This is a genomic window from Paenibacillus sp. Cedars (assembly GCF_003184205.1).
Taxonomy (GTDB): domain Bacteria; phylum Bacillota; class Bacilli; order Paenibacillales; family Paenibacillaceae; genus Paenibacillus_AQ; species Paenibacillus_AQ glucanolyticus.
In genome coordinates, this window is the sequence record NZ_CP020866.1 from 3820600 (window position 1) to 3844558 (window position 23959).

The following is a 23959-nucleotide window of genomic DNA, read 5'->3' on the forward strand; positions in this document are numbered from 1 at the left end:
TTCTTCCTATTCTAACATAAATAAAAGAGACGGTAAAAGAGGAAAACCCGCCGGCACTGGCGGGATACGACTATAGTCATAACAGCAGGACGCCCTAAGAGGACTGTCTGCTGATTCTTGCAATGTAGAAGCCGTCACTATGATAGTGTTGGGGCAGAATCTGAACTCCCCCTCCTCGCAGAAGGGATTTCTCCTCCAGGCGGCTCAGACTCCCAAGACCATCGTCCGCAATGGCAAACTCCGCATGGCCTTCCAGAAAAGCAGATACCACGCCTTCGTTCTCCTGCGGTTCCATGGTACACGTGCTGTATACCAGGATTCCGCCTGGACGAAGCAGGGACGATACCGACTCCAGCAGCCTTAACTGCAGCGCGGCAATCTCAGCGATGTCCTCCTCTGACTTGCCCCACTTCAAATCGGGCTTGCGCCGGATCACACCAAGCCCCGAGCAGGGAGCATCCAGCAAAATTCGGTCAAAAGACGCAGGCTCGAAGCGATCGGCCAAATCCAGCGCATCCCCGGTCACGGTCATAATGCTGTCCAGTCCCAGGCGGCTTGCCTGGTCCGATATCAGCTTGCCTTTGTGGGTATGAATGTCGTTGGCAATAATGGAGCCTTCATCCTTCATCAGTTCGCCCATGTGGGCGCTTTTGCCGCCAGGAGCCGCACAGCAATCCAGAACCCGCATACCCGGCTCAGGCTGAATGGCTTCAGCGACCAGCATTGAGCTCTCATCCTGGATGGAGATCAGCCCATCCCGGTACCAATCGGTCAGCGCCATATTTCCTGCGCCTTTAACTACAATCCCATAGGGACTGAGGGGCGAAGGTGTCGCATCCAGGCCGTGGCTGCCCATCAGCTTTAACATCTCCTCACGGCTGATCATCGTTGTGTTGACTCTGACGCTGACAGCCGGCGGTTCATTGTTTGCGGCACAGATCGCCTCTGTCGCCTCGGTTCCGTACTGGGCAATCCATCGCTCAACCAGCCACTGCGGATGAGAATGCAGAAGAGAGATCCGCCGGGCAGCAGGCATGTCTTCAGGGATTGTCAGGTCTGCCTTCTGACGCAGAATATTCCGAAGCACCCCGTTCACCATGCCGGAGATCCCTTGATGCCCGCGGCGCTTCGCCAGATTAACAGCCTCACTGACAACCGCATGATCTGGAATCCGATCCAGATATACGACCTGATACAGACTCATTCGAAGCAGCGCTCTTACCCAGGGCTGAAGCTTGGCGACCCCTTTGTTGACATACCTGTCCAAAAAATAATCGAGAGTATTCAGCCTCGATATTGTGCCGTAGATCAGCTCCGTAGCAAGGCCTGCATCACTCTTGGATAGCGAGGCCTTCTGCAGAGCCGAGTTGAGCAGGAGATTGCTGTACGCTCCCTCCTGCTCCACCTGTGTCAGTACATTCATCGCTAGCTCCCGCGGGGATTCCTGGCGTCCCTTCGGGTTACGGTTACCGCTCACGTCAGCACCGTCCCGACCGCCAGGCTTGTCCCGCGCACGAATTGGGCAGCATCCATCGCCTTCTTGCCGCTAGGCTGGACGGTAAGCAAAGTAAGGGAGCCGTCACCGGTCTTCACAACGATGCCCTCTTCGTGAAGTCCAAGGACCGTTCCGGGCTGAGCTTCGCTGGATACCACTTGAGCGCTGCTCGGATTGGCCGCTGCCCATACCTTAAATACTTCCCCGTTCCATAGCGTAAATCCGCCGGAATACGGAACAAGACCACGGATTTGATTATAAATTTCACGGGAGCTGCGGCTCCAATCAATCTTCTCATCATCCCGGGTCAAATTCGGTGCATACGTTGCCTTCGCCTCGTCCTGAGGCTCAGCATCCACCTTGCCCTTCACCAAACGCGGAAGCTCCTGCTGAAGCAGCTTCGCGCCAGCTTGGCTCAGCTTCTCGAACATGGTTCCGGCCGTATCGGTTTCTTCAATGGGAACTTCGGCCTTGGCAATCATGTCGCCCGTATCGAGACCCTCTGCCATATACATGAGCGTAATGCCTGTTACCGCTTCTCCATTGATGATGCTGCGCTGGATTGGTGCTCCTCCCCGGTAAGCGGGGAGCAGCGATCCGTGTACATTTAGACAGCCCAGCGATGGCATATCCAGCACCGATTTCGGCAGGATTTGACCATAAGCGGCCGTTACGATCAGATCCGGCTTATATTCCGCCAGTTCAGCCACAGCTTCCGGGCTCCGCAGGCGCTGGGGCTGCAGAACCGGGATACCATGGCGAAGCGCGGCTTCCTTCACCGGCGTCGGAGTCAGCACTTTTTTACGCCCTTGCGGACGATCTGGCTGCGTAACCACGGCCGCTATGGAATAACCTTCGGCAATCAACATTTCCAGGCTGGGTACTGCAAAGGCCGGGGTGCCCATAAATACGATCTTCATCGGTTCTCCAGCTCTTTTCTTGGCTGTTCCGGAACATATTCATACACCCGATCAGCGATTTCTGTAAACAGCACCCCGTTCAGATGATCAATTTCATGCTGAAACGCACGTGCAAGCAGCCCCGTACCCGTAACGATGAGTTCATTGCCTTCACGATCAAGCCCTTTAACCGTCACTTTCTCCGCGCGGCGCACATCCCCGTTCCATCCCGGTATGCTAAGACAGCCTTCCGGTCCGAATTGCTCGCCTTCGCTCTCCACAATCTCTGGATTGATCATCTTGATGAGACCGTGCTCGTCGCCAGCATCAATGACGATCAGACGCTTCAATATGCCGACCTGCGGCGCAGCCAGCCCCACGCCATCTGCATCGTACATCGTATCTGCCATGTCATCCAGCAGCTTTTGTACGTTCGGCGTGATTTTGGTAACTTCCTTTGCCTTCTTGTGAAGAACCTCATCCGGTTCTTTAACGATAATTCGAATCGCCATGTATACGACACCATCCTTGTGCTTTTCATCATTATATGCGGTATTACATTAACATTTGCGGATCAACGTCAATACTGATTTGGAGTTTGCTGTCCCGCGCCGAATCCTGAAGCTTCTCGGCAACCACACGCACCAGCGAGACGGCATCCATCGTTCCCCGCCATTTTATCATACATTGAAATCTGTATCTATTTTTTAACCGCGGAATTGGCGAAGCCACGGGACCCAGTATATCGAGCGCGCTCGCGTCAAACCGGTCCAGGCTTCCGAACCATCCTCGCCGGTCGGATTCGCTTTTTATGGCAGCGGCAAAATTCTCCGCCATTCTAACCAGCAGCGGCAGCTGCTCATGGGACAGCGTCACCAGTATCAGCCTGCAATATGGCGGGTAGTGGAGCGCCTTGCGGTGCTTCAGTTCGTCCTTGACGAAGGATAAATAATCATGGCTGCTCGCGTGAATGATCGAATAATGTTCCGGAGTATACGACTGGATGACCACTTCACCAGGCAGCTGATGGCGCCCGGCACGTCCGGCAACCTGAGTGAGAAGCTGGAACGTCTTCTCGGCAGCCCGGAAATCGGGCAGGTTCAGCGCCGAATCGGCTGTAATGACACCGACTAAGGTAACATCCGGGAAATCCAGTCCTTTGGCGACCATCTGGGTGCCGAGGAGGACGTCTCCCTTTTTATCTCGAAATTGCTTAAGCAGCTTCTCGTGGGAGCCCTTCTCTGTGGTCGTGTCCACATCCATTCGAATGACGCGTATCCCGGGAAACAGCTTGGCCAATTCTTCCTCGACGCGCTGTGTGCCCGTACCGAAATAGCGTATATGCTCGCTTCCGCAATCCGGACACACCTCTGGTGCTTGTGCCGCATAACCGCAATAATGGCAGCGCAGATTGTTCGATTTCTGATGATAGGTCAGCGAGATATCGCATTCCGGACAACCTGCCACATATCCGCAGCTCCGGCACATCACAAACGTAGAGTAGCCCCGCCGATTCAGAAGCAGTACCGTCTGTTCTCCGCGTTCAAGCCGCGTTGTAATCGCTGCATGCAGGGAACGGCTAAACATAGAGCGGTTTCCATCACGCAGCTCCTCCCGCATATCCACGATCTGCACCTCCGGCAGCCGGTTCCCCAGCGCGCGGCTTGGCATCTCCAGCAGCTGCGGCGCAAAATGATCCTGCGCCTGCGATTTTGCCGCATGATAGCTCTCAAGCGAAGGCGTTGCAGAGCCTAAAATGACGGCAGCGCCGGTCAGCGAGGCCCGGTGAATCGCAACGTCCCTGGCATGGTACTTCGGTGTTTCTTCCTGTTTATATGATGTTTCATGCTCTTCATCCATAATGATCAGACCTAGGCGATCAAACGGCGCAAACACCGCCGATCGGGCACCCACAACTACAGAGGCGCGGCCTTCCCTTATTTTGCGCCATTCATCATAGCGTTCACCGTCCGAAAGCCGACTGTGCATGACGGCCACGCGGTCGCCAAAGCGGGCTTTGAATCGTTCCACCATTTGCGGGGTGAGCGATATTTCCGGAACCAGAACAATCGCCTGACGCTCCTGTTCCAGGCAGCGCTGAATGGTCTGCAGGTAGATTTCCGTCTTGCCGCTGCCTGTAACCCCATGCAGCAGAAATACGCCATGCTCACGTTCGTCAAGCTTATTCACGATGCTGCGGTACACCACCTGCTGCTCCTGCGTGAGCGCCAATGGGGTGCTCGGCGTGAAGTTCCGCCCTCTGTATGGGTCGCGAAACACTTCGACATCTTCAAGGGTAATCAGCCCTTTGTCAGCAAGCGCTTTGACGGTACCCGCTGTGACGCCAAGCGTCTGCAGCAGATCCTTTTGCGATATCGGCAGAAAGTCCTCCATCTCCAAAATATATTGGAGCACTTCCTTCTGACGCTGAGCCTTCGCCGGAAAAGACGCTAAAGCCGTGCTCGCTTCCTCGCTCGAAACGGCAAGCTCTATCGCCTTCATCGTTTTTTTCTGCAGTTTATCCTTGATCTGCTGAAATTCACTGAGCCGTCCTCTGCCGATCAGCGCTTTTATCGTTGCAGCCCCATCCGGAAACGCCCGGGATAGCTGCTGAAGCGACACCTCGCCCTTCTGACCGACAAACCGGATGATCTGCTGCTCCAGCTCACTCTCGGGCAGGATAGCAAATAGTCCGTCCGCTTCCTCTGTGCTGTCCATGTCCATATCAGAATGGGCAAGGGAAATATAGCGCTCCGCTTTTCCTTTCAGCGCCGTTGGCAGCATCGATTGGAGAGCAGATATATGACGGCAAGCATAGCGCTCCTTCATCCATTCCCCGACCTCAATAAGTTCAGGAGAAAGAGGCGGCATCACATCGAGCACTTCCTGAATCGGCTTCATTTTGGCCGTATCCATCTCGGGACGCGGATGCAGAGAAACCACGAAACCCTGCAGCGTACGGTGTCCAAAGGGCACTCCGACACGGCTTCCTACCTCAATCCAGGGGCGCAGATCCTCCGGGATCAAATAATCAAAAGGCCGGTCCGTATCCTTGGACGGCACGTCCACAATTACACGGGCCATTTCCATTAGGATAACCTCCCGGGTAACCGCTCCGCCGCCAGCGTTAAGAGCCTCAGGGCCACTTCCTCCTTGGACATTACGGGAAGCTGCAATACCAGCCCCTCTGCGTCAAAGATATGAACGCTGTTGGTATCCGTGCCAAATCCCGCGCCCTCCTGCGTAACATCGTTGGCAACGATCAGATCGCAGTTTTTACGCTTCAGCTTCTCTTGGGCAAACTGCTCCACGCTATCCGTCTCTGCGGCAAACCCGATCAAGAATTGCGAGGTTTTCCGGCGCCCCAGACTCTCCAGAATGTCCGTTGTTTTTACAAGCTCAAGCGTCATGGTCTCGCCGCGCTTCTTGATCTTGGACGCTGCAATTTCCGCCGGGCGATAATCAGCGACAGCTGCCGCCTTAACAACGATATCACTGTTCTCAAACACGCGAAGCACCGCTTCGTACATCTCCTGAGCCGATTCCACCTTTTCCGTGGAGATTCCCTCAGGCGGAGCTTCATCCGTGTGGGCGGCAATGAGGTGAACATCCGCTCCCAGCATTTGGGCAGCTTTAGCAATCGCAAACCCCATTTTTCCGGAAGAATCATTCGTGATATAACGGACCGGATCGATACGCTCTACCGTACCCCCAGCCGTGACAACCACTTTTTTACCTTGCAATGGGCCAAGAGACTCGCTTCCCGTGCTCACGCTCACCTCTTCCAGCTGAGATGCTTGATCATTGAAGAACCGTTCAACCACGTCAACGATCGTATCCGGCTCTTCCATCCGTCCCTTTCCGACATATCCGCATGCCAGAAGACCTTCTCCGGGTTCAATCATGGCCACTCCGCGGGAAACCAGCGTCTCCATATTCGCCATAACGGCCGGATGCGTGTACATATGCACATTCATCGCCGGTGAGATCATGACGGGTGCAGTGGTCGCAAGCAGCGTTGTGGTCAGCATGTCGTCTGCCAGGCCGTGCGCCATTTTACCAATAACATTCGCAGTTGCTGGAGCGATCAGCACCAGATCGGCCAAGTCGGCCAAGTGGATATGCGAGACTACCGACGGGTCCCTCTCATCAAAAGTATCGCTATAAACCGGGTTTTTGGTCAGAGTCTGCAGCGTTAATTCCGGAATGAACTGCTTCGCCGATTCCGTCATAATGACGTGCACATCCGCTCCCCTCTGGACAAGCCTGCTGCATAAAGTCGCTGCTTTATACGCGGCAATGCCACCTGTAACGCCAAGTACGATGACTTTTCCGTTCAACATGACAATCCCCCGCTTTCGATTGGTCTGAAAGTTACACTATCATATCTTGTCAAAAAAATAACAACCTTTCGGTTGTCACATTTTTGCGCGCTAACGCTGTTGTATTCAAATGTCGGAAAAAGTCCTAGTCCTGGCCCTTCTCAATCTTCACGTAATCGCCGTAGATCTCTTCCAGAGCGACACCGACATACTTATGAGATTTCGGATGTTTCAACTCGCTAACTTCTCCTTCACGCAATTGGCGTGCACGGCGGGAAGCCGCAACCACAAGAGAATATTTACTGTCTACCTTATTCATCATTTCATCAATGGATGGATATAACACAGTCGAAGCACCTCTTCTTATTTTACTTGAAAGTTTATGCCGTCTATGAACAGACAGACAGCTTACTTTCTCACCTTACAATGTTCGGCTATAATGATAGATTCTATTCTCTTACAAGCGAGATTGATTTCATCATTCACTACCGCATAATCATAATGCTGCAGCAGATTGATTTCGTCAACAGCTACGGACATACGATGGTCGATTGTAGCCTGACTCTCTGTTCCCCGGCCCTGGATTCGGTCTTTCAATTCATCCAGCGACGGCGGCATGAGAAACACAAAGATACCATCCGGAAACTTCTCCTTCACCTTCAGTGCACCCTGCACTTCGATCTCCAGTATAATATCCTTGCCAGTGGCTAATGTTTCTTCCACAAAATCACGCGGGGTCCCATAATAGTTCCCGACGTATTCCGCATATTCAAGCAGCTGATCATTGTCAATCATATCCATGAATTGCTCGCGACTTTTGAAAAAATAGTTCACACCATTTACCTCACCGAGCCGCGGCGACCGTGTCGTTGCCGACACCGAATACACCAATTCCGGAACCCGGCTGCGAAGCGCCGTACAAACGGTTCCTTTTCCCACCCCGGAAGGACCGGACAATACAATCAATAATCCTTTAGACATAGTACTCCCCATCTTATTCGTCGTTGTCGTCATCTTTGCTGGACAGACGGTGAGCCACCGTTTCAGGCTGCACAGCCGATAAAATCACATGGTCGCTATCGGTAATGATAACAGCCCGTGTCCTTCGGCCATATGTAGCATCGATCAGCATATGACGGTCCCGTGCTTCTTGAATAATCCTCTTGATCGGAGCCGATTCAGGACTCACGATTGAGATGATTCGATTGGCCGATACGATGTTTCCGAAGCCAATATTAATAAGTTTGATTGCCATAGTGCGGTTGCTCCCCCTATACATTTGACTCTTATTTGCCGATGAAGCTGCGGTTATTCCACATTGGCGGCTTGCTCACGAATCTTCTCCAGTTCCGCTTTCATTTCGACAACACGGTTTACCAGAGTCAGATGATTGGCCTTCGATCCAATCGTATTGACTTCTCTGTTCATTTCCTGAATCAGAAAATCCAATTTACGGCCTACAGGATTTTTCTGATGAAGCAGCTCCCTGCACTGTTCCAAGTGACTGTGAAGACGAATCAGCTCCTCGTCCACATTGGAACGTTCGGCAAACAGAGCGACTTCCATTCCGAATATATGTTCATCAACAGCAAGCGCCCCCTCAGCAAGCGACTCGATGCGCTGCCGCAGACGCTTCCGGTATTCTTCCGGCACGTCTGGAGCGAGCTCGGTCATCTCGCGGTGGAGCAGCTGCAGGCGGTCAAGTCTCTGTTCGATGTCCCTCACCAAAAAAGACCCTTCCCTGCCGCGCATTTGCATCAGACCGTCCAACGCTTGCTCAAGACCTTGAAGAAGCGCATCATTCCATAACTTCTGCTGCGCTTCATCCATGGGAAGTCCGCTCGGACTAACAAGAACATCTGGCAGCGACATAATATCCCGCACCGCCAGATCTCCCTTAATTCCGTATGACTTCAAATCCTCGGCAGCCTGCAAATATGCCTTAACCATAGCGTGGTTCAGCACAGCACCCTGGGACTCGCCGTTGTTTTCCTTGTTAATATAAACATCAATCCGTCCGCGACCGATTCGGCTCTGTACCGCCCTTCGAAGCGAATCCTCGAAGCATGCCCATTCACGAGGCATTCGAAAGACGATCTCACAATACCTGTGATTGACAGACTTCAATTCGAAAGAGATATTGTAACCTTGAAAATCGACAACGGATTGCCCATATCCGGTCATGCTCAATGACATCGGAATCACATCCATTACACTATTGTAATTGATAATTATTAATGAAACAAGGGGGTCAATCGGCGGCCCGATTTCTCCCAGACATACTCCATTAATTGCACACTCATTTCATAGAACATAAACGGAGTCATCAAGTAGATGCCGTTAAAATGCTCTGTTGCCACGTCCAGCAGCTCCTTGCCGATCTTGACGCCCATGGCCCGTCCCGCTTCACCTTCAAGCCCGGCCATGCGGCTCCGAACTTCGTCCGACAGCTGAATGCCCGGCACCTCATTGTGCAGGTACTCCGCATTCCGTCCGCTTGCCAGCGGCATGATGCCGATAAAGATTGGAATCTCCAAATAAGCTGTCGCTTCTCTAAGTCTAACCATCAGCTCGGGGTCGTACACAGGCTGCGTCATCACATAATCCGCACCGGAGGCAATCTTCTTCTCCAGGCGTGCAACCGCCTTGTCGAGATGCCGGACATTGGGATTAAATGCGGCCCCGACAACGAACTTGGCTTTTTGCTTGAGCGGCTTGCCCGAGAAGGCAATGCCATCATTCAGTTGTTTGATCATTCGTATGATTTCAAATGAGGTCATGTCATAAACCGAGCTGGAATCCGGCAAGTCTCCGAATCGCGCCGGATCCCCTGTCACGGCCAGCACGTGATCGATGCCAAGAGCATCGAAGCCCATCATATGCGACTGCGTTCCGATAAGATTGCGGTCACGGCAAGCGATATGAATCAAGGGCCGCAGACCTGTGCGCGCCTGTACCAGATGACCGAGCGCCATGTTGCTCATACGCGTTACGGCCAGCGAATTGTCAGCCAGGGTCAAGGCGTCGGCACCGGCTTTTTTCAAAGCTTCCGCACCTTTCATGAACTTCGTGATATCCAGATCCCTTGGAGGGTCCAGCTCTACGATAACCGTGTGACGCTCCTTCACGATATCTACGATTGTTGGTTCCCCGCTGCGCTCATAAAACTGCTCTTGAGCCGACTCATGGATCACGATGCGGTTGACCTCAGCCTCTTCAACGACTGGCAGCGATGAAGGCACGTACCCGGATAAGGCCAAGGAGATTTCTGAAATATGCTCCGGTGTGGTTCCGCAGCAGCCGCCGATAATTCTGGCGCCCCGATCCGCAAACTCCAGGGCCGTCTTGCCGAAATACTCCGGACTCGCGCCATAACGGTATTCTCCGTCCACGTAATCGGCGATCCCCGCATTAGGGTAGACCGATGCCGGAAGATTCATAACGCCGTTCAAGGTTTCCAGCGCGCGCATAATGCCGTTAGGACCGGTCCGGCAGTTGAAGCCGATGATGTCCGCGCCTTCCTGGCTCAGGATGCGGTAAGCATCCGGCATCGTGAAGCCGTCCAGCGTACGGGCTATATCCTCGACCGCAAACTGGCAGATTACCGGAATATCACTCAGCATTCGCGCCTGCGCCAACGCCAGCTGCATTTCGTCCACGTCATAGAACGTCTCCAGCAGGATGCCGTCAACGCCTTCCGATATCAGAACCTTCAGCTGCTCTTCGAAGTAACGCTTCAGCTCGCTGGTAGAAATGTTGTTTCTTTTGCCTGCCCGAATGGAGCCCACAGCCCCCACTACGTATCCGTGATTACCGGCAGCTTCACGGGCGATTCTTACACCTGCACGGTTAATCTCTTCTACCCTCGTCTCCAAACCGTATTTGGACAGTTTGTCGTAGTTGGCAGAGAACGTGTTCGTCTCGATCACCTGAGCACCAGCTTCAACATACTGGCGATGAACGTTCCCGATGACCTCCGGGGAGGTTAAATTCAGTTCTTCATATGATATGCCTACAGGAAATCCCTTTTGATATAAATAAGTACCCATCGCGCCGTCACCGACCAGTACCTGATTCTCCCATGCCTGCCGAAGATCCGGTTTCATCGCGTTTTCCCTCCACCTGACATTTATTTTCAACTAATGTATCATAAAACTCTCATAAAGATAAAGAGACAAAAGGGAGACCTTCCAAAGGCCTCCCTACCGTGTCCACCCCTACAGGACAAACTTTATAAAATGCTAGTTTTTATCTCGCAATCGTGCCTAATTGCCAACAGCTGTGCCTTAAATGGCTAACGTTCCTTTATACACGAGCTCGGCTGGGCCTGTCATATAGACATGGTTGTCGTTCTCATCCCACTCGATAAACAAGTCTCCGCCTTTCAGGGATATCGTTGCGCTGCGGTCTGTTGATCCATTTAGCACAGACGATACCAGCGTCGCACATGCGCCCGTTCCGCAAGCCAGGGTCGGACCTGCGCCGCGCTCCCATACCCGCATATCCACTTGATCCCGTGAATTCACGGTCGCAAACTCCACGTTAATCTTTCTCGGGAACAGCGGATGCACCTCCAGCTTAGGTCCCCATGTACCCAGATCAAAGTTAACAGCATCGTCAACATAAATCACGCAATGCGGATTACCCATGGATACTGCAGTGAAACGGAACTCCCGGCCGTCCACCTCAACGGGATGATCCACAACCGGGTTGAGATCAATGGTTGTTGGCACACTCAGTCCATTCAGTACAGGCTCGCCCATGTCTACCCGCACACTGCTCACTTGACCATCCTGCACCGTAAGGCGAACCTGCTGCACTCCGGCACCGATGGTTTCTATCGTTATCTCCTCACGGTTGATATGCCCGTGATCATATACATACTTCGCGACACAGCGAATGGCGTTGCCGCACTGCTCGGCTTCGGAGCCGTCCGAGTTCATAATTCGCATCATGAAGTCCGCCTTACGGGAGGGCAATATATATACAAGTCCGTCAGCACCGATACCGAAGAAGCGATGGCACAGCTTCACAGCCCGTTCGGACGCATCATTAGGAAGTTCTTGTTCGCCGTATACAACAACGAAGTCGTTGCCAAGTCCGTGCATTTTCGTAAATTCCATAGTAAAAACCCATCTCCTCTGCAATTGCTACGCTTGTGCATAGTTTATCGCAGAAGGGATGGGCCATCCATTCATTTTACGCCGAAATATTTGCACTCTTCGTCATCATGCTGCGGCGGTTGCGATTCCGTCTGCCTCCCCACACGCTTCCCGCCCCCATCAGGAACGTAGGGATCCCGGCAGCCACGAGCGTAAGCGCCCATTCCTTCAGACCGAGCGGAACCGTTTTGAAGATCGGCTGAAGCGCCTCGATGTACATCACGCCAAGCATCAGTAAGATCGAGGACAGCACGGCCAGCACCAGGGCTTTGTTCTGGAGCGGATTGCGGTGGAAAATCGACCGCGAGCTGCGGCAGTCAAACACATGGATCAGCTGTGCCATGACGAGTGTAGCAAAGGCAACGGACTGCGCTTTGGCCAGCTGGGCGGGATCGTTTGGCGCAATGCGCAGCGTGACCCAGAAGGCGCCGAGTGTACACAGGCCGATCAATATACCGCGGCTGATGATTTTCCAGCCAAGACGTCTTGCAAAAATATTTTCCTTGGCTCCCCGCGGTTTGTGCTCCATCAGATCCTTCTCCGGCTGATCCACGCCAAGCGCCATTGCCGGGAGGCCGTCGGTGACCAGGTTCACCCACAAGATCTGGATCGGAACAAGCGGAAGCGGCAGGCCCAGCATCATGGCAAAAAACATCGTCAGAATTTCACCAACATTGGAAGCAAGCAAATAACGGATGAATTTACGGATGTTCTCATAGATGCTACGCCCCTCCTCGATCGCCGAAACAATCGTGGAGAAATTGTCGTCGCTGAGCACCAGTGACGAAGCTTCTTTGGTTACATCTGTTCCGGTAATCCCCATTGCAATCCCGATATCCGCTGCCTTGATCGCCGGTGCATCATTCACGCCGTCTCCCGTCATGGCAACTACATGCCCTTTGCGCTGAAGCGACTTGACGATACGGAGTTTATGTTCCGGTGACACACGGGCATAAACAAAGGTCTGATCCACCTTCGCATCCAGCTCCTTGTCATCCAGCCGTGCCAGCTCTTGACCCGACATCGACAGACCGTTCCTTGGAAGGATGCCAAGCTGGGCGGCGATTGCTTCTGCCGTTGTCCGGTGATCGCCTGTTATCATTACGGTCTTGATGCCCGCACGGCGGCAAGTCGCAATCGCATCTCGCACTTCGCGGCGCGGCGGGTCAATCATCCCTGCCAGTCCAACAAAAATAAGCTGACTCTCCGCCTCTTTCTCCGTTTCGGGCTTATCGTAAGAGCGCAGATCCCGATACGCCAGGCCAAGCACGCGCAGTGCATCGGAAGCCATGCCTTCATTGGCTGCAAGCACCTTCTGACGGAGCGTCCCAGTGAGCGGGACGATATTGCCGTCCCACATTATATAGGTACAGGCATCAAGCAGGACATCCGGGGCGCCCTTCGTACACAACAAGCGTCCGCCCTGATGGCTGACGATGACAGACATCAGCTTCCGTTCCGAATCAAACGGGAACTCTTTATCTCTTTGATAGACAGAATTCAGGCTGCTCCGGTTTAATCCCATTTTGGACGATAGCGTCAGCAGCGCTCCCTCTGTCGGGTCCCCTTTTAGTTCCCAGGCAGCGGCTGCCGGTTCTTCCTTGCTCTTCCGCTTGTTCCGCATTTCTTCCTGCACGTTCTCATAAATCTCGGCATTGTTGCACAGCCCGCTAATTTGCAGCAGCCTGCGCAGTCCCTGATCCGATCTCAGTTCAACAGGCTTGCCTCGGTGGAGGATCTGACCCGTCGGGTCATAACCTTGTCCAGTTACTTCCAATGATCGGTCTCCCAGCCAGACTTGGGTCACCGTCATTTTGTTCTGGGTAAGCGTTCCGGTTTTATCTGAGCAGATCACGGACGCGCAGCCAAGCGTCTCCACGGATGGCAGCTTGCGCACAATCGCTTTGCGTTTAATCATCCGCTGCACGCCCAGTGCGAGGGCAATGGTTACGATCGCCGGCAGACCTTCAGGTATAGCGGCAACCGCGAGGCTGACGCCTGCGAGGAACATGCCCGCAGCAGGCTGTCCATGCAGAATGCCTGCAAGAACGACCAGAATCGTCAGGCCTAACGACACGCCGATCAAAATTTTGCCAAGCTGCTCCAGGCGATGCTGTAGTGGAGTCTCCTGGGATTCCGTATTCTGGATCAGATCGGCGATTTTGCCCATCTCCGTGTCCATTCCTGTGCGAATGACAACGCCCTTGCCTGTGCCTCGGGCCACCATCGTGCCCATAAATCCGATGTTCTTGCGGTCACCCAGCGGAACATCCGCATCGCTTATCGGCTCGGCATGTTTGTTAACCGGCAGGGATTCTCCGGTTAATGCCGATTCCTCGACGCTGCAGCTGCTGATTTCGAGCCAGCGAACATCGGCCGGAATCCGGTCGCCGCTCTCGACCAGTACCACATCGCCCGGCACGAGCTCTTTTGCCGCAAGCTGAACCACTTTCCCGTCCCGAATCACCCTGGACGTAGGTGCGGACAGCTGCTTTAATGCCCGGAGCGAGCGCTCTGCTCTAAACTCCTGAACGAAGCCAAGAATCCCGTTGATCAGAATGATGGCTACAATCGTTACAGCATCCAGATACTCGCCCAGCAGGCCGGACACCAGGGTGGCTCCAAGGAGCACCAACACCATGAAATCCTTAAATTGATTCAAGAACAGAACAAATGGAGAAATTTTAACGCCCTCGGAGAGCTCGTTATAGCCGCTTTTTTTCCGTCTCTCCCCTGCCTCCTCTTCCGTGAGGCCCTGCTGCGGACGCACTTGCAGCACCTGCTGCAATTCTTCCACATCCATCTGGTGCCATTGCTTTTGTTCCATGCTTCCATTCCCTCCCGGTTGTTTTGCAAGTTCCGGCGGATGACAGCTTTTCCACCCTTTCTACGTAAATGTATTCGGACAGGTCCTGAATTATCACAGAAGGGGCCTTAAGTTTTTGAGGGAAATATGGCATCATAGAGAAGTACGATTAGGAAGGGTAACAGACAGATAGGAGAATGAATGATGGCATTAGACGGTATTGTCACACGCGCAATCGTGCATGAGCTTCAATCATGCCAGGGTGCGCGGATCAATAAAATATATCAGCCGAACGATCGGGACATCGTCCTTCATATGCGCACAAAACAAGGAAATGCCAAATTGCTGCTATCGGCCAACCCTACATATCCCCGGGTGCATCTGACACAGGAGACGTTTGTGAATCCGGCTGAAGCCCCGATGTTCTGCATGGTCCTGCGCAAGCATTGCGAGAGCGGCATCATCGAGGACATCCAGCAGGTCGGCATGGAACGGATTATTCATATTACGATCCGTCAGCGTGACGAGCTCGGGGATATATCCTCCAAAAAAATCATCATCGAGCTAATGGGCAGACACAGCAACATTATTTTGCTCGATCCCGCAAACGGCACCATTCTGGACGGCATCCATCACGTAACCCCGTCCATCAGCAGTTACAGAGTGGTTATGCCCGGGTTCTCCTACACGAATCCGCCGGAGCAGCACAAACTTAATCCGCTGGAAACCGGGCAGGAAGCTTTCCGGGAAGCTTGTTTGATGAGTGAGGAGCAAGCCGTTCCGTGGCTCGTAGGGACATTCAGCGGTCTAAGCCCTCTGGCAGCCCAGGAGATAACCCACCGCACGGGCGCTCATGCATCTGCCGAAGAGGAAACGGAGAAGGACTGCGGCAGCCTGTGGAGCACTTTCGACGAGATCATGGAATTAGTTCGGAGCCATCAATATACCCCGGTTACAGGCCTGAATGGAACGGGGAAATCGGTCTTCTCCGTCATTCCGTTAAGCCTCCTGGCAGGAGAAGCCGCAACCTACGACTCCGTCAGTCAATGCTTGGAGGATTATTATGGTGATAAAGCGCAGCGGGATACGGTTAAGCAGAAGGTCAGCGACCTGCTTCGGTTCCTCCAGAATGAACGAACCAAGAACATCAAGAAGCTGAATAACCTGAATGCCGATTTGGAGGAAGCCGGTGATGCAGACCGGTATCGCATCTATGGCGAGCTGCTCTTCGCCTCGCTGCATCAGATTCAGAAGGGAGACCGGGAAGCAAAGCTGACCAACTTCTATGATGAGGACCAAGCTTCCGTTACCATTCCACTGGATCCGCTTTTGACTCCATCGGACAATGCGCAGCGTTACTTTAAAAAATACAACAAATACAAAAATAGCCTCGCCGTCATCGATGAGCAGCTGATTAAGACCCGTGAAGAGATTGATTATATCGAAAACCTGCTGCAGCAGCTGGCGCACGCTTCCTTGAACGATATCGACGAAATACGCGACGAGCTGATTCAACAGGGATATTTGAGAGATCGAAACCGCAAAGCCAAGAAAAAGAAAAAAAATGACAAGCCGACGCTGCATGTCTATACTTCATCCGAAGGTGTCGAGCTCTACGTTGGCAAAAACAACCTTCAGAACGAATATGTGACCAACCGTCTCGCATCCTCCAATGATACATGGCTGCACACCAAGGATATTCCAGGCTCTCACGTCGTCATCCGAAGCAGCGATTACGGTGACGCCACGCTGCAGGAAGCGGCTCAGCTTGCCGCTTATTACAGCCAGGCTAAAGAATCGAGCAGCGTGCCGGTCGATTACACACTCATTCGACATGTTCGCAAGCCGAATGGAGCCAAGCCCGGATTTGTCATCTATGACAATCAGAAAACCTTGTTCGTCACACCGAACGAGCAGCAGATCAAGGCCCTGCCCAATTCGGTGAAAAACAACCGAAATTAATACAAGCTCAAACACAGTGGCATCGCTACACAAAGAAACGGGTACCCTGGCAGATCAACTGACCTGCCAGGGTACCCGTTTATGATTTAGCTTGCGCCTGCTGAAGCTGTTCCAGCACCTGCATAGGCACCTGCCGACTGCCGATATCCCCATGAAATACCTGGCCCTGCCTCACGCCATGATAATCCGATCCGGCTGTGACGATTAAGCCGTATTCCTTGGCCATTGCCAAATACCGCAGCTCATCCGGGGCTTCATGATCGGAATGATAAACCTCAATTCCCTTAAACGCAGCCGCTTGGATTACCTCTCTTACCAATCCATCGTCACCGTACAGCCCCGGGTGCGCAAGCACCGGTACTCCGCCGGCCTCGCGAATCCATTCGCAGGCCTCCTTCGGATGAATTCGCGGCTGAGGGACGTAGGCCGCTGCGCCTTGCGCTAGATAACGATCAAAGGCATCCCTCAGATGGAGGGCATGTCCTTTCAAAACCAGCGCATCCGCAATATGCGGGCGCCCGATGCTCTCATCAGGCTCAAGCGGCCGTCCCAACCCTTTGATTACTTCCTCCATCGTAAGCTCAATTCCCAGCTCCTGAAGTTTATCTATGATGCGCTCATTGCGTTGTTCCCTTGTTCGTCGCAGCTCTGCCAGACGTTCAAGAAACACGGGATCCCGGTAATCTACATAATAGCCAAGGACATGTATATCCGTTCCTCCGGCCATGGTGCTGATTTCCACGCCCGGAACGACGACCATGTTCAATCGTTCTCCCGCCTGCAACGCCTCCTCGACGCCAGCCACTGTGTCATGATCCGTTATCGCCAGCGCTCCCAGTCCCCGCTCGAAGGCAAGCTGCACATTCTCTGAGGGACGATTCATTCCATCCGATGCCTGGGTGTGGGAATGAAGATCACAGCCCATCCGCTCCGTCGTTTGGTCCATCCTGCTCCATCTCCTTTCTTTGCTGCCAGTTCCGATATGCCTTTGCCTAGCGCTGACGCTCCCTTAGATAGGACAGAAACGTTATGGCTGACATGGGCAGCAGCGCTGAACGCAATTGTATCGAATAAAAGTTCCGTTTAAACGAGGCATCGGCAATATCAATCATTTTGACTAAACCGAGCGCAGTTTCATGTTTGACCGTTGAGATCGACAGCATCGTAATGCCGAGGTCTTCCTCTACGGCCGATTTCACCGCCCCTGTGCTGCCAAGCTCCATTACCGTTTGTATGCTCCCGGGGTCAAACCCCCGCTCCAGCAGAACATCCTCCATGACCTGCCGGGTCCCCGATCCCTTCTCGCGAAGGACAAACGGATAGGCCAGCACTTCCTCCAGATAGATTTTGTCTTCCCTTGCCGCCAGTGGATGCCCTGAGGGTACAATCAGTTTGAGCTCATCCTCCATGACCGCATCGAGCACCATATCCGGATGTTCCACCGGGGCTTCAATCAACCCGAAATTCAATTGGTGGCTTGCGATTTCCTCAAGAATCTGCGTGGTGTTCATCACTTTAAGCATAATGGATATGTCCGGATACTCCCGTCCAAAAGGACCCAGCAAACGGGGCAGAACATACTCTCCGATGGTCAGGCTCGCCCCGAGCTGCAGCCTTCCCTGAAGTTTGTTCGAGAAAGCGGCCATCGCCGCATCCGTTTCCTGAGACAACTCCAGACTCCGTCGTGCAAAAGGAAGCAGCGTCATCCCTGCCTCGGACAATTCCATGCGTTTGGTGGAACGATTAAGAAGCTTTGTCCCGAAGTATTCCTCCAGCGCTTGCACCTGCATCGTCACGGCCGGCTGACTCATGTGGAGCGCCTGCGCGGCAGCGGAAAAGCTCCCCCGCTCGGCGACCGTGTAAAAAATATGTAGTTGATGAAAGTTCATAACATCGGTTCCCCTCTCGCTGCCTCTCTTGTTTTATCATTGTAACGGATCACAGCAGCGCATACAAAAAAAGACATCCGCGCTTACGCTCGCATGCCACATCATGAATTATGGTTCATCTCTATTTACGCTTACGGCTGTTCTTGATCAGTGTCATACGACGCGAATGGCGAAGCCATGAGTAATAAGACTTCAAATCACGAAGCTCAATGGTTTCAGACATACGTCCCAGAAAAGTTACAATGATCATCCGATGCAGTGGATTGCCAATCAGATCACGCTCATGCTCCAGCTCCGAAAACTCCGCCACAACAACCAGGTCGTCATCAATCAGATAGACGTCCTGTTCGTTACGATAATACGGCACGATCCGGTCCTGCTTCAGGCATTCCCACATCCAGGTTCCGATCTCCTCATGGGATGTGTCATTGCCCTCCACCCGGTCTGTATAACGGCTCTTCGCATGGTTGGTAATCACGATGTCGGCTACCTTTTTATCATTTAACGTAATATAAAACGGCTCATAGGTGCTCCACCGCTCAGTCCCTTTGTCGCGCATGGAATATCACTCTCCACCAAATGGGTCTTTGTATCTATGTATATATACCCAACATATTACATCATTCCACTAGTATTCACAAGATTGAAACATCGTTTCTTGTGAACAATCACCGAAAATTTAGAAAAAGCTCTAGTTGTATCCTGTGTGGGAAGGTGCAACGTCATATGGAATGATGGACCAATTAAAGTGTAAATTGTACCGTATTTATACTATTTTATCAAACAAGATTCCGATTTATGCCAATCTATCGTCCCCATTCCATAATAAACTTTGCGCAGCGGAGGTGAGCGATGGAATTTCCACAAAAAGCGAAAGCTGCAAACTGCTGACATGCTTATACAAAAAAAGCGGCCCCCCGGGAAGGGGCCGCTTTACGCTCATCCGCCAACTATGCGATTACCGTTGACTTCAAAGTCCGGTACAGCCTGTGGGCTAGGGGCCGTAAAACTTCGCCTTGTCCGGCCCTTTGCTGCTGTACTCCGTCTTAATCTCATTCCGGTAGGAGCGCTCGATCTTACGAACGTAGGACAATCTCCGGATGTTCTTCATTGTCTCTTCGGCACGGTCAGCGTTGACGTACATGACAACATAATGCATACGGCGTGATATATAATGTACGCTGCCGTATTTCTCCAAGTTCCTTGCTGCCTTTACATCGCTGACCCATATAATAAAACCGGTCCGTTCAGCCAACATCCTAAGCTCCTCGCCTCACTTTCATCTCTATCTCTAGTGTGTGCCTCTTATCCGCAGGAACAAGCTCCGCCGCTGCCGCATCCCTTCTTCGGAAGAGGATCATTGCCCGGAACCTTGATGCTCTCGGAGACCGAAAAAGCAATTCTCTCCGACATCGAGTGCAGCAAATCGTCCAGATTCTTCTCGGCCTGCTTGAACCGTGCGACAGGCTCGTACGCCTCCAGCTCGGATTCCACTGCGGCTACTTCATCCTTCGCCGAATGATAATTCGGGTGGAAGTGACCGAACCGCTGAGTCTCATCAAACAGTTCTTTCTTGGATTCAAGCTTTCTGATCAAAGCCTGGATCGTCGGATCACTCTCTACTTCCTGCTTCCAATATAGATAATCCGCCACTTCGACGGAAGCATTAATCATGTCGCCTATTTCATAGGCATAGGTGAGCACCTCGGCCATATCGACCGTGTTTAATTCCGATACGCTCATGAACTCATCCCGCTTTTCTATTAGTTTGGCCCACACCTGGGTGGAGTGGACTCTTTTATCATAGCATAACGCTCGCATCTTAAGAAGGGGAAATTCAAACGCTTTTACGGAACGACAAGCCGCATTTCCTTCCATTCCCCTTCACCTAACTGCACGGTACTCCCCATCTTTTCCGAATCCGGTTCGTATAGCGCACCCGAAATTTTCCATGGCTGGCGTTCAAGCTGAAACGGAATAAACTCCATGCGGCTGCCATCGATCGCTATCTCTAATTTGGCTGACAACTCAAGTGCCTGCTCCATCATTTGCTTCGCCGTCGAGCTGTGATACGATCGCCAATCCCGCGTCCACATCACAGGAATATGATTCAGGTCCGGAACGATCGAAACTCTATCCGGAACGCAATCATCCAGCTCAAGAACAAACTCCCTGCGCGCAGGGAGCATCAATCCGCAGGCTGGATTGCACACATAACGAGCCTCATGGTAACGATTATCCGATCCGTCGCAGCCCAAGACTTCGACTCTTTCCTTCAGGGTTATGCCCGCCTGTGGTAAGTTCTCCGGATTCCACGATCTTTCAGTATCCTTGCCCCACTGACATAGCGCAGCCTGCACGTTCTCCGGTACCCCCGTCCCCGCATGCTCCTTAAGGAAGGACAGTATCTTTTCCGGTCCCATTCCTACTTCCGCTGCCTGTGCCACAGAGTCTCTGGTCAGACGGTAAACCGTCATAAGATCATCCGAGATGCGTTCCGTGCACATGGCAGCCGTATATTTAACCGTATAAGACACATCTGGCGGGATCAATATTTCAAAATCCGGTTGGATAAAGAACTGCCCTTCCACGGGATGATTGCGGTTCCCCCCACTCAGCAAAGCTGATGGATCCATACGCCATCTAAAATGCAGCCTGCCTTCTTCATCGACTCCAAGATCGGTGTACCCGCACCCGGTCAGCAGCCGTACCCATGGAGCAGCATCCTCCACCGACAAGCTCTGTGCCTTGGACACATCCCTTTCGGGCCGATCCATGCTGCTTGCCAGCAACTGATCAACGGCAAACCAGATGCCTCTGGTTAGAGAAGAATCGCATATCCGCCAGGTAAAATGCTGATATTCCGCTTGATTCGGAACATAGCGCTCCATCATGTTAAGAAGCACTAATCGGTCCATCGCTTCACGCGGAAGTGTCAGCCAATGCTGCAATGCGGCCGTGTTTGCCTTCAGTGAGCCCTGCACCGGAGCTGCCAGCTCAAACGCGAGCAGCAGATCCAATATAACCGCGACATGAGGAGGGTAAGCTTCATCATGGGCATAACGGAGAAGAAGTCCCTCCACGTCGGATGGTGTTAGTTCTGCCACGCTACCAAGCCTCTGAATATGCTTCTTATGCAGAACCCCTTTGCCGGTCATAGCTGCGTGATGCTTGGCAATATATACGAGTACATTTAACAGATCGACTGTGATGCCACTCCTGCCTTCCTGCAGCAGCTTCACGGCTGTCGCGGTAAGCGGTTCAGGCTTCAGATGACAGAAAGCCTCCTGAAGCGTCTGCAGCTTGTCAAAAGGGATAAAGTACAGCCTCTCGCTCCATCCTTTTTTGACCGCCTGGACCCAGCCCTGCTGCCGCAAGGATACAAATGCGAGCTGCACCTCCATCCCGCTTAGACGCTGAACATGCATGGAGCGCAGCCTGTCGTCGTCAAAGCTCTGTCCCGCAAATCGGCGCCAGATGTGTTGGAGAACCGAACGCTCCTTCGGATGAAGCTGGTCTAAACTGCAGCGTCCCGCGCTGTTCTGCTGGTCCGTCATCTCCAGGTAGCCTCCTTCCCGCGAGATAATTCGAACCGGGAAGTCCCCGAAATCCCGCGCAGATCAACAGAACCCGGAGGCTTCGCCAGAACCGTGTGATATGCATACCCCTGCTCAATCAAGAACAGCTGCCTCCGTATGGCAAACATCTCCTCCCGGCTATCCTCCGAGACTACTGCATAAAAATAAGCCCGGTTCTCCCCTTGCTTCGGCCGCAGCAAGCGTCCGAGCCGCTGTGCCTCCTCCTGCCTTGAACCATAGCTGCCCGAAACCTCGATCGCAACGGAAGCATCCGGCAAGTCCACTGCGAAATTAGCCACTTTAGAAACGACAAGCACGCGCACGGCTCCTTCCCGAAACGCCTTATACCATTCATTCCGCTGATCCTGCGCCATCTGTCCCGTAATGAGGGGTGCATCCAGTTGCCGGGCAATAGTATTGAGCTGATCCAGGTATTGGCCGATGACCAAGATTTGAGCTCCTTTGTGTAAATCCACGAGCTGCTTTACAACTAGCAGCTTGGACGGATTCTCGGCCGCCAGCCGATACTGCTCCCTTTTGCCAGCAGCCCCGCAAGCTTCTTTGAGTTCTTCCGGCATCGGCACCTTCATCTCAACGCAGTCCACCGAGGCAATCCAGCCCTGTTCCTCCAGCCGTTTCCACGGCATTTCATACCGTTTGGGACCGATCAGCGAGAACACGTCATGCTCCCGTCCATCCTCCCGAACCAATGTGGCCGTCAGGCCAAGCCTGCGTGTTGCTTGAATATCGGCCGTTGCACGGAACACCGGAGCAGGAAGAAGATGAACCTCATCATAGATGATCAAACCCCAACGGCGTTCGTTAAACAGCTTCATATGCGGCTGCTCATCGTCCTTTCCCTGGCGATGAGTCAAAATTTGATAGGTGGCTACCGTGACTGGCCGAACATCCTTGCGCTGACCGGAATATTCACCAATGTCATCGACAGACAGCGACGTTTTGTGTAACAGCTCGGTGATCCATTGTCTGACAGACGTTGTGTTGGAGGTAAGGATCAGCGTCTCACACTGCAGCTCGCGCATGGCAGCCATGCCGATCACCGTCTTTCCGGCTCCGCAGGGCAGCACGAGCACACCGTTGCCTCCTTCACCGCCGATATCCCTGAAGGATTCCACAGCTTTCTGCTGATACTCGCGAAGCTTGAATTCTTGACTACCCGGTCTCACAACCATGGAATGATCAGCTTCTTCCGGCAACTCTCCGCTCGATTCCTCACTTCTTCTCGTATCCGGTCGTTCTCCCGCCCAGAAGATGTTCAAATATTGTCCATCCAGATATCCCGCATGATCCAGAACAGGATAGCCAAGCCGGGTCAGCTCCTGTTTTAATACGCCACGGCGGCCAGCAGACACCTCTGCCTCGTTCGGCGAAATAAACTGCACCCCGATCTCCACCAGAGAGTGCTTGGACTTCAGTTCCTGCATCACGGATTCCTCCTCACTGCGCAGGAGCAAGGAATTGTCAAGCGTTGGATGCGGAAGCAGCGACAACTGCCCGTAGCGGCCAACGATCCGTCCAACCTCTTCCAGAAGCGCTGCCGGCACGTCCCACCTTGACAGCGATTGGAGACTCGAGCAAATCATCTCTGCCGTCATTCCCGCGGCGGCGGCATTCCACAACGTCAACGGGGTCAAACGATATGTATGAAAAGTTGCAGGACTTTTGATCAAATCCGCATAGTGCGCCAATTGTTCTCGTGCGGCCTCAAATTCAGCATGCGTGGTTTCAAGAAGTATGGTCCGATCCCGCTGGACAATGCATGGTTTGTTGTGCACCATTTTTCCCTCCTCGTATCATATGGATCTCCGTTTTCCATAGCTGAGCT

The 23959-nt window shown here is 52.9% G+C and carries 20 protein-coding genes; 1 reads left to right on the plus strand and 19 read right to left on the minus strand.

The annotated features are described in order from the left end of the window. Nucleotides 1-94 precede the first annotated feature (94 nt). The 12 genes from rsmB to B9D94_RS19295 form a co-directional block, all read right to left on the minus strand. Nucleotides 95-1423, minus strand: coding sequence for a 16S rRNA (cytosine(967)-C(5))-methyltransferase RsmB (gene rsmB / locus B9D94_RS19240; RefSeq protein WP_253806190.1), 1329 nt, complete (start codon nt 1421-1423; stop codon nt 95-97). Between the two features lie 50 nt (nt 1424-1473). Continuing rightward, the gene (fmt, locus tag B9D94_RS19245; protein ID WP_076152063.1) at nt 1474-2415 is read right to left on the minus strand and encodes a methionyl-tRNA formyltransferase; all 942 of its coding nucleotides are present in this window, start codon (nt 2413-2415) and stop codon (nt 1474-1476) included. Next, on the minus strand, nt 2412-2906 hold the full coding sequence (gene def, locus B9D94_RS19250) for a peptide deformylase (RefSeq protein ID WP_006209223.1): 495 nt from the start codon (nt 2904-2906) through the stop codon (nt 2412-2414). The genes fmt and def overlap by 4 nt, the downstream gene beginning before the upstream one ends. Before the next feature lie 43 nt (nt 2907-2949). After that, nucleotides 2950-5484 carry a primosomal protein N' gene (priA, locus tag B9D94_RS19255; RefSeq protein ID WP_148247727.1) on the minus strand — a complete coding sequence of 845 codons (2535 nt, stop codon included), beginning with the start codon at nt 5482-5484 and terminating at the stop codon, nt 2950-2952. Next, nucleotides 5484-6737 (minus strand): bifunctional phosphopantothenoylcysteine decarboxylase/phosphopantothenate--cysteine ligase CoaBC, encoded by a 1254-nt coding sequence (gene coaBC / locus B9D94_RS19260; RefSeq protein WP_148247728.1) that lies wholly within the window; start codon nt 6735-6737, stop codon nt 5484-5486. The genes priA and coaBC overlap by 1 nt, the downstream gene beginning before the upstream one ends. A 124-nt stretch (nt 6738-6861) precedes the next feature. Then, nucleotides 6862-7062 carry a DNA-directed RNA polymerase subunit omega gene (rpoZ, locus tag B9D94_RS19265; RefSeq protein WP_006209220.1) on the minus strand — a complete coding sequence of 67 codons (201 nt, stop codon included), beginning with the start codon at nt 7060-7062 and terminating at the stop codon, nt 6862-6864. Between the two features lie 62 nt (nt 7063-7124). Next, entirely contained in the window at nt 7125-7697 is a 573-nt protein-coding gene (gmk, locus tag B9D94_RS19270; RefSeq protein ID WP_006209219.1) for a guanylate kinase, read from the minus strand. 13 nt (nt 7698-7710) lie between these two features. Beyond that, complete coding sequence (gene remA, locus B9D94_RS19275; RefSeq protein ID WP_006209218.1) at nt 7711-7971, minus strand: extracellular matrix/biofilm regulator RemA; 261 nt, start codon at nt 7969-7971, stop codon at nt 7711-7713. Between the two features lie 53 nt (nt 7972-8024). Then, the gene (locus tag B9D94_RS19280) at nt 8025-8912 is read right to left on the minus strand and encodes a YicC/YloC family endoribonuclease (RefSeq protein ID WP_006209217.1); all 888 of its coding nucleotides are present in this window, start codon (nt 8910-8912) and stop codon (nt 8025-8027) included. Between the two features lie 38 nt (nt 8913-8950). Beyond that, entirely contained in the window at nt 8951-10822 is a 1872-nt protein-coding gene (locus B9D94_RS19285) for a bifunctional homocysteine S-methyltransferase/methylenetetrahydrofolate reductase (protein WP_148247729.1), read from the minus strand. 180 nt (nt 10823-11002) lie between these two features. Next, nucleotides 11003-11839 carry a diaminopimelate epimerase gene (gene dapF / locus B9D94_RS19290; protein ID WP_006209215.1) on the minus strand — a complete coding sequence of 279 codons (837 nt, stop codon included), beginning with the start codon at nt 11837-11839 and terminating at the stop codon, nt 11003-11005. Nucleotides 11840-11915: 76 nt separating this feature from the next. After that, nucleotides 11916-14705, minus strand: coding sequence for a calcium-translocating P-type ATPase, SERCA-type (locus B9D94_RS19295; protein WP_148247730.1), 2790 nt, complete (start codon nt 14703-14705; stop codon nt 11916-11918). Nucleotides 14706-14888: 183 nt separating this feature from the next. On the opposite strand from B9D94_RS19295, the gene B9D94_RS19300 reads away from it, so the two are divergent. After that, nucleotides 14889-16646, plus strand: a complete 1758-nt coding sequence (locus tag B9D94_RS19300) for an Rqc2 family fibronectin-binding protein (RefSeq protein WP_036636561.1) — start codon at nt 14889-14891, stop codon at nt 16644-16646. Between the two features lie 79 nt (nt 16647-16725). Here the strand turns inward: B9D94_RS19300 and B9D94_RS19305 are convergent, their stop codons facing one another. From B9D94_RS19305 to B9D94_RS19335, 7 genes are all read right to left on the minus strand, one after another. After that, the gene (locus tag B9D94_RS19305; RefSeq protein WP_148247731.1) at nt 16726-17592 is read right to left on the minus strand and encodes a PHP domain-containing protein; all 867 of its coding nucleotides are present in this window, start codon (nt 17590-17592) and stop codon (nt 16726-16728) included. Nucleotides 17593-17638: 46 nt separating this feature from the next. Beyond that, nucleotides 17639-18535 (minus strand): LysR family transcriptional regulator, encoded by an 897-nt coding sequence (locus B9D94_RS19310; RefSeq protein ID WP_006209212.1) that lies wholly within the window; start codon nt 18533-18535, stop codon nt 17639-17641. Between the two features lie 121 nt (nt 18536-18656). Further along, nucleotides 18657-19094 (minus strand): hypothetical protein, encoded by a 438-nt coding sequence (locus tag B9D94_RS19315; protein ID WP_006209211.1) that lies wholly within the window; start codon nt 19092-19094, stop codon nt 18657-18659. 435 nt (nt 19095-19529) lie between these two features. After that, nucleotides 19530-19793, minus strand: coding sequence for a YlbG family protein (locus B9D94_RS19320; protein ID WP_006209210.1), 264 nt, complete (start codon nt 19791-19793; stop codon nt 19530-19532). A gap of 47 nt (nt 19794-19840) precedes the next feature. Continuing rightward, nucleotides 19841-20278: a YlbF/YmcA family competence regulator gene (locus tag B9D94_RS19325; protein WP_006209209.1), complete on the minus strand. Its 438-nt coding sequence runs from the start codon at nt 20276-20278 to the stop codon at nt 19841-19843. 104 nt (nt 20279-20382) lie between these two features. After that, nucleotides 20383-22092, minus strand: coding sequence for a helicase-associated domain-containing protein (locus B9D94_RS19330; RefSeq protein WP_148247732.1), 1710 nt, complete (start codon nt 22090-22092; stop codon nt 20383-20385). Beyond that, nucleotides 22089-23912 carry a DNA repair helicase XPB gene (locus B9D94_RS19335; protein WP_172963970.1) on the minus strand — a complete coding sequence of 608 codons (1824 nt, stop codon included), beginning with the start codon at nt 23910-23912 and terminating at the stop codon, nt 22089-22091. Before B9D94_RS19335 ends, B9D94_RS19330 begins: the two co-directional genes overlap by 4 nt. Nucleotides 23913-23959: the final 47 nt, after the last annotated feature.

Coding starts and splice junctions, on each gene's coding strand:
- B9D94_RS19295 (WP_148247730.1), bottom strand. CDS start 14,705: ATGGAACAAAAGCAATGGCACCAGATGGATGTGGAAGAATTGCAGCAG.
- remA (WP_006209218.1), bottom strand. CDS start 7,971: ATGGCAATCAAACTTATTAATATTGGCTTCGGAAACATCGTATCGGCC.
- B9D94_RS19330 (WP_148247732.1), bottom strand. CDS start 22,092: ATGACGGACCAGCAGAACAGCGCGGGACGCTGCAGTTTAGACCAGCTT.
- dapF (WP_006209215.1), bottom strand. CDS start 11,839: ATGGAATTTACGAAAATGCACGGACTTGGCAACGACTTCGTTGTTGTA.
- B9D94_RS19280 (WP_006209217.1), bottom strand. CDS start 8,912: ATGTCATTGAGCATGACCGGATATGGGCAATCCGTTGTCGATTTTCAA.
- B9D94_RS19310 (WP_006209212.1), bottom strand. CDS start 18,535: ATGAACTTTCATCAACTACATATTTTTTACACGGTCGCCGAGCGGGGG.
- B9D94_RS19335 (WP_172963970.1), bottom strand. CDS start 23,912: ATGGTGCACAACAAACCATGCATTGTCCAGCGGGATCGGACCATACTT.
- fmt (WP_076152063.1), bottom strand. CDS start 2,415: ATGAAGATCGTATTTATGGGCACCCCGGCCTTTGCAGTACCCAGCCTG.
- B9D94_RS19305 (WP_148247731.1), bottom strand. CDS start 17,592: ATGGACCAAACGACGGAGCGGATGGGCTGTGATCTTCATTCCCACACC.
- rsmB (WP_253806190.1), bottom strand. CDS start 1,423: ATGAATGTACTGACACAGGTGGAGCAGGAGGGAGCGTACAGCAATCTC.
- priA (WP_148247727.1), bottom strand. CDS start 5,484: ATGGAAATGGCCCGTGTAATTGTGGACGTGCCGTCCAAGGATACGGAC.
- B9D94_RS19285 (WP_148247729.1), bottom strand. CDS start 10,822: ATGAAACCGGATCTTCGGCAGGCATGGGAGAATCAGGTACTGGTCGGT.
- gmk (WP_006209219.1), bottom strand. CDS start 7,697: ATGTCTAAAGGATTATTGATTGTATTGTCCGGTCCTTCCGGGGTGGGA.
- coaBC (WP_148247728.1), bottom strand. CDS start 6,737: ATGTTGAACGGAAAAGTCATCGTACTTGGCGTTACAGGTGGCATTGCC.
- B9D94_RS19320 (WP_006209210.1), bottom strand. CDS start 19,793: ATGTTGGCTGAACGGACCGGTTTTATTATATGGGTCAGCGATGTAAAG.
- B9D94_RS19325 (WP_006209209.1), bottom strand. CDS start 20,278: ATGAGCGTATCGGAATTAAACACGGTCGATATGGCCGAGGTGCTCACC.
- B9D94_RS19315 (WP_006209211.1), bottom strand. CDS start 19,094: ATGCGCGACAAAGGGACTGAGCGGTGGAGCACCTATGAGCCGTTTTAT.
- def (WP_006209223.1), bottom strand. CDS start 2,906: ATGGCGATTCGAATTATCGTTAAAGAACCGGATGAGGTTCTTCACAAG.
- B9D94_RS19300 (WP_036636561.1), top strand. CDS start 14,889: ATGGCATTAGACGGTATTGTCACACGCGCAATCGTGCATGAGCTTCAA.